Source organism: Micromonospora sp. NPDC005413 (genome assembly GCF_040606435.1).
In the GTDB taxonomy this organism is placed as follows: domain Bacteria; phylum Actinomycetota; class Actinomycetes; order Mycobacteriales; family Micromonosporaceae; genus Micromonospora.
This window is the reverse complement of the sequence record NZ_JBEXEV010000045.1, coordinates 25903-38631: the sequence shown is the minus strand read 5'-3', so window position 1 is coordinate 38631 and position 12729 is coordinate 25903. Positions and strand designations below refer to the sequence as shown.

The window sequence follows — 12729 nt, the reverse complement described above, 5'->3', positions numbered from 1 at the left end:
AGGCCGTGCTGGCGGAGATCGTCGCGGATCTCAATCAGCCCCACGACCCCGGCACCATCCGGCCGACTCGGCTCGAAGACTGGGCTGACAGTCGGCTGATGCGCATCAGCTTCCGCCATCGGCCGTGATCGCGGATCCCTCGACAGATGACCTACTCCCCAGCGGTCGGCTACGGGGGCCTGTCTCGCTAAGGGTGTTTCCGGCGATCTTGGTTAGTAGGTTTCAGCGGCTGGAAAGCGGTCGCTGAAGGTGATGGCGAAGGCGTTCAACGCGGGTTTCCAGCGCATCGTCCATCGGGTTCTTCCTGCTCCGGTGGGGTCCAGGGACCGGGTCACCAGGTACAGACATTTCAACGCGGCGAGTTCGTTGGGGAAGTGGCCGCGGGCTTTGATCGCCCGCCGGTAGCGGGCGTTCAACGACCCAGATGGCGTTGGTGGAGCAGATGACGGTGCGGATCTCCAGGTCGTAGTCCAAGAAGGGGATGAATTCGGCCCACGCGTTGTCCCACAGCCGGATCACCGCCGGATACCGCCCGCCCCACTTTTCGGCCAGGTCGTCGAACTCCGCCCTCGCCGCGGTGGCGTTGACGGCGGTGTAGATCGGCTTGATGTCCCGCTTCAACTCGTCCCAGTACCGCCGTGAAGTGAGCCGGAACGTGTTGCGGATCAGATGGATGATGCGGGTCTGCACGATCGTGCGGGGCCACACGTTGGTGACCACCTCGGGTAGGCCTTTGAGGCCGTCGCAGACGAGGAAGAACACGTCCTTGACGCCCCGGTTGCGCAGGTCGGTCAGGACGCTCATCCAGAACTTCGCGCCCTCACCACCCGTGCCGGCCCACAGCCCGAGGATGTCCTTGTCCCCGTCGAGGGTGACTCCGATCGCGGCGTAGAACGGCCGGTTCGCGACCTGACCGTCGCGGACCTTGGCTCTGTCGCCCGTTGTGTGGAGAGAATCAGTGCGCGAGTAGGACGCGTTTGCGGAGTAGGTCGAGGCCGGCGCGGCCGAACATCTGCCGTTTGATCATTTTGAGGCGGTTGATGTTGCCTTCGACCGCGCCGGAGCTGTGCGGCAGGGTCAGGCCGTTGCGGACGGCGTCGATGTCGCGGCGCAGGTTGTGGGCGAACCCGGCCAGCGGCGTGAGGGTGTCGACTTCGACCGTGGTGATCCACGCGTTGAGGCGGTCGCCGTGGCGGCCGGTCATCATGACCGCGAGGTCTCGCACGTGTTGACCAGCCGGTTGATGTCCCGGTCACGGCTGCGAAGCTGGTGAAGCTTGGTCGCGTCGCGGGAGTCGAGGTGGTCAGGGTGCGTCATGATCCACGAGGTGACTTGACGCACCGATGGCGGTTTCGGGCCGGGGTGCGGGGCGTGGCCGAGGCCTTTGCGGAAGCGGCGTAGGTAACGCTGGACGGCCAGTTCTCCGCCGGGATAGCCCTGCTGTTTGATCTCTCGGAACAGCTGCGTGGCGTTGCGCTGTCCTTCGTTCCAGCGCTGGTGCAGGTAGGCGACGTAGTCGTCGACCAGGTGCGCGCGTTGCTCGGTGACAGCGGTCAACTCGGCGACGGTGGCGGCGTTCAGGTATTTGCGGACCGTGGCCTGGTGCAGGCCGAGCTTGCGGCCGATCGCGGACTTGTTCAGTCCCTGAGCAGCCAGTTGGTGAACGGCGATGTGGTGTTCACGCAGGCGGGTCACGATCTTCTTCTCGGGCATCGGCTGCACCTCGGCGGGCATGGTGTCGTCCGCCGGTGGGGGCGCCGGGGCGACGAGCCGGGACCGATAGGCGTTGACGGTCTTCTCGACCGCCTGGCCCAGGTTCTGCCAGAGATGGAACCGGTCCGCGACCTGAACCGCCTGCGGGGCGCCGGTGCGGGCGCCTTCGCCATAGCCGCCTGCGCGGTCCCGGCAGATCACCTCGATCTCGGGGTGCTGCCGCAGCCACTCGGCGAGGCTGTCACCGTCGCGGCCGTCGAACATGTCGACTGGGCGGTGGCTGTCCATGTCGATCAGCACAGTGCCGTAATGACGGCCTCGGCGAAACGCGAAGTCGTCGACGCCGAGGACGGCGATCGGCGTCTTCGGCGGGTCAGGCAGCGCCTTGACCAGCCGCAACAACGTGTCGCGACCGGCAGCGACCCCGATCACCGACGCCAACCGGGAACCGGCCCGGCCAGCCAACGCCAAACCAATCTGCGTCAGCATGCCCCGCAGCCCCGGCGTCAATCGCGCATGAGGACTGGTCAGCCCTTCGATCTGCTCGGCGAACGTCCGCGCCGGGCAGGTGGCGTTGTCGCAGCGGAACCGCCGGATCTGCACCTCAAGCAGCAATGCCGCCCCGGCGATCGCGACATCACGCAACCGGCGCTGATACCGGCCATGAACCCTGGCTGACCGCTGATGGCACCGACCACACCGCGCGGTCTCTGCCCGAACCCGCGCGGACAGCACCACGACGCCGTCACGCTGCTCAACCGTCTCGATGGACAAAAGCGAGAGATGCGGCAGTAACCGCTCCACAAACGAACACGCCAGACATGATCAACGAAAGCAGCGAGTTGGCGACGGACCGATCCACATCACAAGATCGGCGACAGAGCCCGGACCTTGACCACGATCGCGTCGATGAACACCGCCGCGTAGATCTCATCCAACGGCCGGTGCGACCAGTCAGTCATCTCCTCGATCACCTTGTCCCTGATCCGGGAGATCGTCTCCTTCGACACCGAAGCCCCGTAGATCTCCGCGAAGTGCGCGCTGATCTCGCCCGTGGTCAGCCCTTTGGCATAGAGCGACAACACCACCTCGTCGACGCCTGAGAGACGCCGTTGCCGCTTACGCACGATCTGCGGCGCGAACGTGCCCGCCCGGTCCCGAGGCACGTCGATCTGCACCGGCCCCGACGCGTCAGTCAACACCGTCTTCGGCCTGGTGCCGTTGCGGATGTTGCCCTGGCCGGCGCCGGCCACATCGTGTTTCTCGTAGCCGAGGTGCTCGGTCATCTCCTCGTTCAGCGCGGTCTCCAGGACCGTCTTGGTCAACTGCCGGAGCAACCCGCCGGGGCCCGTCAGCGACAGCCCTTGTTCCTTGGCTGCCCGGACCAGCTCGGCTGCGGCTTTCGCCTCCGCCGACGGCTCGGGGCGCTTCTTCCGGCCAGTCACATCGTTCTGTGTCGCGGTCATCACGGCACCCTCCTCACCAGGCACAACGCCTGGCGGGCCTGGCCGGAAACACCGTTAGATCCACAGTCCCGGCTACGGCGCTGTGGTGGCCGGCTTGTTGATCAACAGCAGCGTGCGGATGTCCGTGCCCGAGCCGCTCGGGCTGCCACCTGGCGCGCTTGTGGCCTATCTGGTTGGCGCGGGGCTCCTGCGGCTGCTCCGATCACCTTATGGGCGGACCGGCCGGTCGGGCAGTTGATGGCCGTGCCAGCCTGATCCAGGCGGGAAAGGGTACCCGGCGCAGGATGGCTGTTGCCTGGAGGCGGGGACTTGCGTGTGGGTGTTGATGGTAGGTACCGCTGCGGTCGTGGTGGTCGGGACAGCGGTGCAGGCATTGCCGACGGTGGACACCCGCGGAGCGGTGGGCCGCAGGCTGTGTCCGCGCCTGTCGAGGCGGGGTCCGGTGACCCGGATCGCGTTGACCTTCGACGACGGCCCCGACCGCACCTCGACCCCGCACTTTCTGCGTCTGCTGGAGCGGGCGCAGGTACGGGCCACCTTCTTCCTGCTGGGCGTCATGCTCACCGTGACTCGGGACTCGCCCGGGAACTGGCCGCCTCCGGGCACGAGGTCGCGGTGCACGGCTGGCAGCACCGGAACCTGCTGGGGCGCTCGCCCGCCGCCACCTACGCCGACATCGCGCGGGCCCGGGACCGGATCGCGGCGGTCACGGGTGTTACCGCATCCAGCGTCGCCCACCTCAACAACATCATCCTCACCGGGTGACACCAGCAACCGCAGACAGCTATCGTTCAGCCTGAGCCAACCGGCGCCAGGTAACCACCGCTCCGCGAAAGCGGGGGCGACCTCATCAGCCAGCCGTCAGATGGATATACCGCCGTCGACAGGCAGGACGACACCGGTGATGTAGGCCGCGCTATCAGAGGCCAGAAATGCTACGGCGTCGGCCATCTCGTCGGGGTGGGCGAACCGTCCGAGGGGAATCGCGGCTGCCAGCTCGGCCTTCCTGGCGTCGGGGATCGAGGCGACCATCCGGGTCTCGGCGTTGGGGGAGATTGCGTTGACAGTCACGCCGAACCGGGCCAGCTCCTTGGCGGTCGTCTTGGTGAAGCCGATGACCCCTGCCTTGGCGGCGGCGTAGTTCGACTGGCCGATGTTCCCGCGCAGACCCGTGTATGAGGTCACGTTGATGACGCGTCCCCGGTTCTGGGCCCTGAACGAGGGCGTGCAGGCCCGCGTGAACCGGAACGTGCCCCCAAGATGCACTCCGAGCACTGCGTCCCAGTCCGCGTCGCTGAGTTTCCAGACGACTTGGTCGCGCAGGATGCCGGCATTGTTGACCAGGACGTCGATCCGGCCGCAGCTTTCGAGGACCTGGGCGACGACCGCCTCCACGTCGGCGGTGCAGGAGACATCCGCGGTCACCGGCACTCCGTCGATGTCTGCCGCAGCCCCCTCCAGCTCCTCGCGGTCGAAGTCGACCATGAACACCTGTGCGCCGGCCGTGGCGAACCTGGTCGCGATGGACAGTCCTACCCCGCGGGCGGCGCCGGTGACGATGACCGACGCCCCGTCGAAATCGAATGTGGTCGAAGCCTTCATCGGAATGCGACCTCCAACAGTCCGGTTGCTCCTGTATCGCCACCGACGCACGCCGGTGTGGCGAAATGCTGACCCGGGGCGTCGTTGAAGGCTCCGGGGTACGTCTTGCTGATCGGGTTCCGCGCGGTCGCGACGACGGCAGCCTCAACCATGTGTCCTCGCCTGGTAGCCGGGGCTGATGTTCTGGAGAGCGGCCTTGATCTGGACCGCCAGATACTTCGAGTACCCCCGGCAGGCGGCGAGGCTGCCGGCGTTGAACCAGAGGCCGCGCTGTGCCGTGGGGCGCCACACGTTGCGCATCTCGCCGCCGTCGTCCACCCCCCAGATCGGCCCGACCCGCTCGGCGACGGTGTCGCCGAAGAAGAGTCGGACCTCCTCCTGCTGGTTGCGGTAACCGGTGGCCAGCACCACGAGGTCGTACTCCTGGACGGTTCCGTCGGCCAACTCGATCCCCTGAGGGGTGAACGAAGCGATCTGGTCCGCCTGGAGCAGGCCGATCTCGCCGTCGGCGATCAGCTCTGAGCAGCCGACGTTGATGTAGTAGCCACCACCGCGGCGGTTGTACTTGAGGTGAAAGCCGGTGCCGTCCTCGCCGATGTCCGTGCGGAAACCGACGGCGTGCAGGCGGTCCAGGATCTCCTTGTCGGCCTCGAGCATCCGCTGGGCGAGGATCTGGTTGGCCTTGATCAGGGTCGGGAACGAGTTCGCCGCCGCGATGAGGTCGACGTCTTCGGTGGGGGTGCCTTCTGAGTAGAGGGCGTAGACCATGATCCCACTGGGTTCGAGGCTCACCACGGTCGTGGGCTGCCGCTGCACGATGACCACGTCGGAGCCGAGGGCGTGCAGATCCTGCGCCACGTCGTGTCCACTCGTTCCCGTCCCGATGACCAAGGCCTTCCGGTTCTGGAACTGGGCCCCGGAGGTGTACTGCGTGGAGTGCAGGACGTCGCCGCGGAAGCCTTCGAGTCCGGGAAGGCGGGGACGATTGGGTATCCCGCTCACGCCGCCGGTCGCGATGACGACGTGCCGGGGTCTGAGGACCCGTTCGGCACCGTCGCGCCGAACGGTGACCGTCCACGTTTGCTCGTCCTCGTCGTAGGTCCCGCCGGCGAACTCGGTTGCGGTCCAGACGTTGAGTTCCATGATGTCGGCGTAATGCTCGAACCAGTTGCCCAGCATGTCTTTCGGGATGTAGGTGGGCCAGGTGTCGGGGAAGGGCAGGTATGGCAGGCTGGCCACCCAGGACTCGTTGTGCAGGGTGAGCGAGTGGTAGCGCTTGCGCCAGACGTCACCCACGCGTTCGTGCTTGTCCACGATCAGGGCGTCAACACCGATGGTGCGCAGCCGGGCAGCGATCGACAGGCCCGCCTGGCCTGCACCGACGATCAACACCTCGGGGGAGTGGTCGTCGTAGCGCTGCTCGTCCTGGCGGAGGTCGAGCCAGTTCTTTCCGCCGAATGTCCGCGAGTACGCCGTGCCGTGTGGCCGGTTGGCTCCGCGACGCTCCTCGAAGCCGGTCAGCTCCTGCAAGGTCGTCAACATGGTTCGGGCCCGCAGCGGCAGCCCCGACCCCAGATCGAGCCGCAGGACGCCGGTGCCGTGACCGAACGCCGTCTCGAAGGTGAACAAGCCCTCGACGACGTCGTCGCCAGCGCGGACGACGACTCGGGGTGGTGTGCGTCCGTGATCCGGGGTGAAGGCGTGCGCCTTCACGTCGCGGTTGCGCGCGATGAGGCCGGCGGCAGCCTCTCGGCCGCCGAGCGTGGTCCGGACGTCCCAGGTGAACGAGACGAGATCACGCCAGTCGGCATTTGGCATGAAGAGATCGGCCAGCCGGTCCAGGTCCTCTGTGTCCATTGCGGCTTCGAGGTTCTGGAGCCAGTCGGTGACGACTCGGAGGCACTCAGGTGTGGACATGTCGGTGCGGGTCATCAGCCCTCCCAGAGACGCCAACGTAACCTTGAACACACTAATCTGAACATGGCGTCATAGTCAACTTTGCGATGCTACGCTGCGTTCCGACAAGCGTCGATCGATATTGGAGGGTGCCGTGCCAACGACGGAGCAGGCCTCTCCGGTGACCGAGCGGGGCCGGCGGACCATGACCAAGCTGGTCGAAGCGGCCGCAGTGGTCTTCGCGCGCGAGGGCTTCCTGGACACCAAGATCACTGACATCACGGCAGAGGCCGGCGTCGCCAACGGGAGCTTCTACACCTACTTCGAGTCGAAGGAGGCGATCTTCCGCGCGGTCATCGATGAGGTGAACGAGCGGATGTTCACGAAGTCGCGAGTGCCCGCCGAGGCCGGTTCCAGTCCCTACCAACGCATCGAGCACGCCACGCGGGCATACGTCCGGGCCTACCGCGAGGAGGCCGGCCTGCTGATGATCCTGGAGCAGGTCGCGAGCTTCAGTCCCGCCTTTCGGGAGATGCGTCGGGAGACGCGGAAGTCCTTCCGCTCACGTACCGAGCGCGGCATCCGCCGCTTCCAGGAGGCGGGCCTGGTCTCGCCGAGCTTGCCGCCGGACTACACCGCGGCCGCGCTCATCTCGATGGTCAGCAACTTCTGTTATATGTGGCTGGTCCTAGACGAGGACTACGACGAAGAGACGGCCATCCTCACGCTGAGCCGGCTCTGGGCCCAGGCGCTCGGTATCGAGGTCGAACCGCGGACCGCGTCCAGCGACTCCTAGCCGTTCCGCCCGCAAGGGTGGGGAGGGCCTCCGCAGGCGGCTGTCCGGCAGCTCCACAGCCGACTGCGGAGGTCCTCCGTTCACCAAGAGCCCGCGCAGAATGGCGAGGCTGGACGGGCGTGCCTGAACGAGTGCAGGCACAGGATCCATGATCATGAAGGTGCTTACGCCTCGTGATCACCGGGAGATCCTGTGCCTGCTATACCAGCATGGCTGATCGAGCCACTGTGGGTCCAGTTTACCGCGCTGCTACCTGACCGGCCGACGTACGCCCCGACGCATCCGTTGGGCTGCCACCGCAGGCGGGTCGATGACCGGATCGTGTTCGACAAGCTGATTCAGGTGCTGCGGTTCGGCTGTTCCTACGAGGCGATCGCCGATGCCACCTGCTCGGCCGCCACGATCCGCGGCCGTCGTGACGAGTGGATCGGCCTCGGGGTGTTCGCCCAGCTCAAGCAGATCGCGATGGACGCCTACGACCGGCTCGTCGGCCTGGTCCTGGACGACATCGCCGTGGACGGCTGTATCACCAAAGCGCCCGGCGGAGGCGACTGCGCCGGACGGTCCCCGGTCGACCGGGGCAAGCAGGGAATGAAACGTTCATCAATGGTCGACGGTCACGGCATCCCGCTTGGCCGGGTCCTGGCCGGCGCGAACCGACACGACTCACCGCTGCTGGCCCCCACCCTCGACCGGCTCGACGACCTGGGCCCACTGCCGGAGACCATCACGGTGCACCTCGACGCCGGATACGACTCGGCGGTCACCCGCATGCTGCTGGCCGAACGCGGCCTGACCGGCGAGATCGCCCACAAGGGCGACAAGGCGCCCATCCAGGCGGGCCAACGGTGGCATGTCGAACGGACGAACAGCTGGCACAACGCGTTCAACCGACTGCAACGCTGCTACGAACGAACCGAGAAGGTCATCGACGCGTTCTTCGACCTCGCCGACGCGATCATTACCGTCCGTAGCCTGATCAGGCGAGCATGGACCACCTACCGGTGGGACAACCGTCCCACCCGCCGCCGATGATCACCACCAATCTGCGCGACCTCCAAGATCCGACCATTTCAAGATGTCGCGCGTGCACCATCCGCCGGGCGGCTCAGCGGAGAATCCGGGCGGGGTTGGTCACGAGCATCGTATGGATCTGCTCGGGCGTCACGCCACGCTGGAGCAGGGCGGGCAGGACATCCTCGTGGAGATGGTTGTAATGCCAGTTCGGGAGCAGGCGGGCCTTGTCGGCGACGTCGAAGTTGTGTGTGAAGCACGAGGCGTCGTGCGACAGCACCATGCGGTCCGCGTAGCCCTGCGCGCAGAGGTCGGCAACGGTCTGCACCCGTGCCTCGAACGGCAACATCAGGTCCAGGCCGAAGCGGTCCATGCCGATAAAGGATCCGGCGTCCATCAGGGAGCGTAGGTAGTCAAGGTCGGTCGTGTCGCCGCAGTGACCGATCACCACGCGTTCGAGATCCACCCCTTCGCTCCGGAAGACGAGCTGCTGATCGGTACCCCGCCGCGTGCCGGCATGGGTGTGGGTGGAAATGGGTGCCCCGGTCTCGCGGTGCGCGATAGCCGCCGCCCGGAGCACACGTTCGACTCCAGGCGTGAGGCCGCTCTGGTCGGTGGCGCACTTGATGATGCCCGCGCGGATGCCCGTCTCGGCGATCCCGGTCGTAAGGTCCTTGATGAAAAACTCGGTCAGCAGCTCCGGGCCGTCGACGAGCTTCCCGGGGCCCCGGAAATTGAAGAACATCGGGACATCGTTGTAGGTGTAAAGGCCGGTGGCGACGACGATGTTCATCCGGACCTGCTGGGCGACCTCGGCGACCCGCTCCACGTCACGGCCAAGTCCGATCACAGTGAGGTCGACGATGGTTCGGATGCCGTGGTCGTAGGCGCTCTCCAGCTTTTGGACGGCATCGGCCCGGCGGGCCGACTCGTTCCAGCGGCCGGGGTAGTTGCGCTCGACCTCGGTGTCGAGCACGAAGACGTGTTCGTGCATCAGCGTCTGGCCGAGTTCGCTGGAGTCAACAGGGCCGCGAACGGTGGGGACGGTACTCATGCTCTGCGCTCCTTTGGGCCGGTGGCTCAGGCGAAGGTGGGGAGGACATTGGAGCCGAGTTCCGCAATGGTTCGCTCCAGGCCGTTCTCGGCGATGGTCTGTGCGGGCAGCAGGACCCGGTCGACGCTGAGATCCTGCATGAACCGAAGGGTCTCGTGATCCCCGAGCCGGCTCGGGTCCTTCGTCCAGCGGGCAGTGATCTCCAGGCTGCCCACCCGTCCGGACGCCTCGAACTCCTTGCGGGCGCAGGCGACCAGCGACGCCACCGCCTCACGGTCGTAGCCGCCCGGGAAGAACCCGTCGCCGGTCCGACCGGCCCGCCGCGCAGCCACAGTGCTTGAGCCGCCAATATGGATCGGCACCGAGGCCCGGTGCGGTGAGGGTTCGCTGTGCACCAGGTCGAAGGTGAAGACTTCTCCCCGGTACGTGCGGGGACCCGGACGCCAAAGCTCGCGCATCACGGCGACTGACTCGTCCAACGCCGCTCCTCGCCGGTCGAAGCTGGCGCCCAGGGCCTCGAACTCCTCGCGGAGCCAGCCCGATCCGACGCCGAGCTCGATGCGGCCGCCGCTGAGTCGGTCGAGGGTCGCGATCTCCTTCGCCGTGATCAACGGGTTCCGCTGCGGGGCGATCATGATCCCGGTGCCGAGACGGAGCCGGGTGGTCGCGGCCGCGACGAAGGCCATCCAGATCAGGGGGTCGGCGAGCGGCAGGTCGTGCCGGAACCAAAAGCGCCCGTCAGGTGTCTCGGGGTAACGAGGCTCGTAGACCTCCGGGATGACCACGTGCTCGACGGTCCAGAGCGACTCGAAACCGGCCTGTTCGGTCAAGCGTGCCAGGTCACGTGCGCGATCGGGCTCGGCGAACTCACCGACGTTGCAATGGCTGATGCCGAATCTCATTGCTTCGCTCCAGACCTCGACTGCTTCGTGGCGACTACTTGACTCCGACGCCAAGTTCAACTTAGCTGTGAGTGCTACCACACTGTCAAGGCTTCAGCTCCAGCAGAAGGAGGGGGTATGCGAGTACCGCTCGGGCGACCCCGCGACCTCGACGGACCGCACGCGGGCATGGATGCGCTTTTCCACCCGCGGGCGGTGGCGGTCCTGGGCGCGTCAGGTCGGGAGGCGAACCCGTTCGCTCGCCCCCTGCACTACCTGGCGCAGTTCGGATTCGCCGGCGACCTCTACCCGGTCAACCCCGGGTACGCCGAGCTCGCCGGCATGCGCTGCTACCCGTCTCTCGCCGCATTGCCCGGCCCGGTCGATCTGGTGCTGATGCTGATTCCGGCGGCACGGGTGCTGGAGGAGCTGCCCGCCGTCGCGGCGGCCGGTGCGCGCGCCGCCGTTGTCTTCGCCTCCGGCTTCGGGGAGATGCAGGAGGGCCAGGCGCTACAGGCGCAGCTCCGGGACACCGCACGCAAGCTGGGCGTCCGACTGCTCGGGCCCAACTGCCAGGGCGTGATCCATACGGGCGAAGGGATGTTCGGAACGTTCACCGCCGCCCTCGAGCCCGGTCCCGTCGCCACCGGAGGGCTGGCCTACATCGGCCAGAGCGGCGCGGTCGGCGGATCGATCCTCAGCTTGGCCCGCGAGCGCGGCCTCGGAATCACCGCCTGGGCGAGCACCGGTAACCAGGCCGACCTGACGGCCGTCGAACTCGCCCGCTACCTGGTGGAGGAGGACGAGACTCGCGTCCTCGCCCTCTACCTCGAGACCGCCGTGGACGACTACGCCTTCCGCGACCTCGCCCGACGGGTCGTCGAGCTGGGAAAGAAGCTGGTCGTCCTGCGCTCTGCGGTGAGCCCTGCCGGTGCTCGCGCCGCCGCCTCACACACGGGCGCGATCGTCGGCGACGGCGCCGGCTACCGGGTGACCGTCCACGAGTTCGGGGTAATCGAGGCCGAGGACGTCGACGACCTCATGGCGCTCGCGCATGGCCTGACAATCTCTCCGCCGATCGCTGGCGAGCGGATCGCGGTCGTCACCACGTCAGGCGGCGCCGGTAGCCTTGCCGCGGACCAGCTCTCGGCTGTCGGCTTCTCGGTCGACGACCTCCCCGAAGAGACCCGAGCCGAGCTGGGCACTCTCGTGCCCAATTTCGGCGCCGTTGACAACCCGGTCGACGTCACGGCCCAGATCTTCCACGATAGCGACCCCTCGGCCTTTGTGGACGTCTGCGATCGCGTTTACCAGGCGGACGGTATCGACGCCGTGATGATCACCCTCACCCTCGTCACGGGGACGCTGGCCACTCGGATGGCCGAGTCCTTCGTAAAGGCCTGGCGTGACCCGGCAAAGCCCATCGTTCTGGTCTGGCTGGCGGCCCACGAGCAGACCGCCGAGGCACGGGACCTTCTGGCAAAGGCGGGATGGCCGGTTTTCGACTCCACCCGTCAGGCAGCCCGTGTGCTGGCCGCGCTCCGACGTCCGAAGGTAGTGGAGAACAGCTTCGCCTCAGCGACTTTCCCGGTCGACCAGATCCAGCAGGCGGCCGCGGGGATCGGTGCGGTGGTCACCGAGTCCGAGGGTGCGACCCTGCTCGGGCTCGCCGGGGTGACCCGGCCCGACTCGGTCCTGGTGCGTTCCGTGGACCAGGCGGAAGCGCTGGCCTCCCAGGTCACCGGGTCGAGCGTCCTGAAGATCCAGGCGAGCAGCGTGCTCCACAAGTCCGAGCGTGGCGGCGTGCGGTTGGGCGTACCTGCGGAACAGTTGGTGCGGACCTACCGCGAGCTGATGACGTCCTTCGAGGCCGAGCAGCCCGCGGGGGTATTGGTCCAGGAGACGGCCCCGATGGGCGTCGAGCTGATCGTGGGCGTTACGCGGTCCACCGGCGGCCTGCCGATCGTCACCGTGGGCCTGGGCGGATACGCCACCGAGATCTACCGGGACGCAGTCTCGGCATTCGCGCCGGTGTCCCCGCAGCGGGCCGAGCAAATGGTGCGTTCGCTGACTGCGGCCCCGTTGTTGACAGGTTTCCGCGGCAGCCCCCCGGTGGATCTGTCCGGTGCCGCACAGGCCATCTCCAAGATCAGTCTGCTGGCGGTGGCGATCGGTGAGCGCCTGAGCGACCTGGAGGTCAACCCGCTGCGGGTGACTCCCGACGGCCAGGCGATCGCCCTGGACTTCCTCCTGCTCCAACGGCCGGCAGCGACGCATGTTCCAACCAAAGAACTGTGAAGGAGAAGC

General features: G+C 67.0%; 9 protein-coding genes and 3 pseudogenes. 4 read left to right on the top strand and 8 right to left on the bottom strand.

The features are described 5' to 3' along the window. Nucleotides 1-212 precede the first annotated feature (212 nt). From ABZS37_RS30280 to ABZS37_RS30265, 4 genes and pseudogenes are all read right to left on the bottom strand, one after another. Nucleotides 213-927: pseudogene (locus ABZS37_RS30280) on the bottom strand (IS256 family transposase); the annotation flags it as partial. A 28-nt stretch (nt 928-955) separates the two neighbouring features. Next, nucleotides 956-1204, bottom strand: coding sequence for a transposase (locus ABZS37_RS30275; protein ID WP_355174606.1), 249 nt, complete (start codon nt 1202-1204; stop codon nt 956-958). Continuing rightward, nucleotides 1204-2448: an ISL3 family transposase gene (locus tag ABZS37_RS30270; protein ID WP_355174604.1), complete on the bottom strand. Its 1245-nt coding sequence runs from the start codon at nt 2446-2448 to the stop codon at nt 1204-1206. The genes ABZS37_RS30275 and ABZS37_RS30270 overlap by 1 nt, the downstream gene beginning before the upstream one ends. A 149-nt stretch (nt 2449-2597) precedes the next feature. Continuing rightward, nucleotides 2598-3179: pseudogene (locus ABZS37_RS30265) on the bottom strand (transposase); the annotation flags it as partial. A gap of 325 nt (nt 3180-3504) precedes the next feature. On the opposite strand from ABZS37_RS30265, the pseudogene ABZS37_RS30260 reads away from it, so the two are divergent. After that, nucleotides 3505-3893, top strand: a pseudogene (locus tag ABZS37_RS30260) (polysaccharide deacetylase family protein); the annotation flags it as partial. Between the two features lie 147 nt (nt 3894-4040). Here the strand turns inward: ABZS37_RS30260 and ABZS37_RS30255 are convergent. Both ABZS37_RS30255 and ABZS37_RS30250 read right to left on the bottom strand, forming a co-directional pair. Then, on the bottom strand, nt 4041-4781 hold the full coding sequence (locus ABZS37_RS30255) for an SDR family oxidoreductase (RefSeq protein WP_355174600.1): 741 nt from the start codon (nt 4779-4781) through the stop codon (nt 4041-4043). A gap of 144 nt (nt 4782-4925) precedes the next feature. Next, entirely contained in the window at nt 4926-6713 is a 1788-nt protein-coding gene (locus tag ABZS37_RS30250; RefSeq protein ID WP_355174598.1) for an NAD(P)/FAD-dependent oxidoreductase, read from the bottom strand. Nucleotides 6714-6831: 118 nt separating this feature from the next. On the opposite strand from ABZS37_RS30250, the gene ABZS37_RS30245 reads away from it, so the two are divergent. Then, nucleotides 6832-7473 carry a TetR/AcrR family transcriptional regulator gene (locus tag ABZS37_RS30245; RefSeq protein ID WP_355174596.1) on the top strand — a complete coding sequence of 214 codons (642 nt, stop codon included), beginning with the start codon at nt 6832-6834 and terminating at the stop codon, nt 7471-7473. A 192-nt stretch (nt 7474-7665) separates the two neighbouring features. After that, nucleotides 7666-8508, top strand: a complete 843-nt coding sequence (locus tag ABZS37_RS30240; RefSeq protein ID WP_355174594.1) for an IS5 family transposase — start codon at nt 7666-7668, stop codon at nt 8506-8508. Between the two features lie 73 nt (nt 8509-8581). Here ABZS37_RS30240 and ABZS37_RS30235 read toward each other — a convergent pair whose 3' ends face one another. Then, a complete protein-coding gene (locus ABZS37_RS30235) occupies nt 8582-9541 on the bottom strand; it encodes a hypothetical protein (RefSeq protein ID WP_355174592.1) in 960 nt (319 codons plus the stop codon). Between the two features lie 26 nt (nt 9542-9567). Continuing rightward, nucleotides 9568-10443 carry an LLM class F420-dependent oxidoreductase gene (locus ABZS37_RS30230; RefSeq protein ID WP_355174590.1) on the bottom strand — a complete coding sequence of 292 codons (876 nt, stop codon included), beginning with the start codon at nt 10441-10443 and terminating at the stop codon, nt 9568-9570. 117 nt (nt 10444-10560) lie between these two features. On the opposite strand from ABZS37_RS30230, the gene ABZS37_RS30225 reads away from it, so the two are divergent. Beyond that, nucleotides 10561-12720: an acetate--CoA ligase family protein gene (locus ABZS37_RS30225; protein ID WP_355174588.1), complete on the top strand. Its 2160-nt coding sequence runs from the start codon at nt 10561-10563 to the stop codon at nt 12718-12720. The last annotated feature ends 9 nt before the right edge of the window (nt 12721-12729 follow it).

What these genes read in the sequence shown, in the direction of transcription:
- ABZS37_RS30275 (WP_355174606.1), bottom strand. Translation starts at nt 1,204, where the DNA reads ATGACCGGCCGCCACGGCGACCGCCTCAACGCGTGGATCACCACGGTC.
- ABZS37_RS30255 (WP_355174600.1), bottom strand. Translation starts at nt 4,781, where the DNA reads ATGAAGGCTTCGACCACATTCGATTTCGACGGGGCGTCGGTCATCGTC.
- ABZS37_RS30250 (WP_355174598.1), bottom strand. Translation starts at nt 6,713, where the DNA reads ATGACCCGCACCGACATGTCCACACCTGAGTGCCTCCGAGTCGTCACC.
- ABZS37_RS30235 (WP_355174592.1), bottom strand. Translation starts at nt 9,541, where the DNA reads ATGAGTACCGTCCCCACCGTTCGCGGCCCTGTTGACTCCAGCGAACTC.
- ABZS37_RS30230 (WP_355174590.1), bottom strand. Translation starts at nt 10,443, where the DNA reads ATGAGATTCGGCATCAGCCATTGCAACGTCGGTGAGTTCGCCGAGCCC.
- ABZS37_RS30225 (WP_355174588.1), top strand. Translation starts at nt 10,561, where the DNA reads ATGCGAGTACCGCTCGGGCGACCCCGCGACCTCGACGGACCGCACGCG.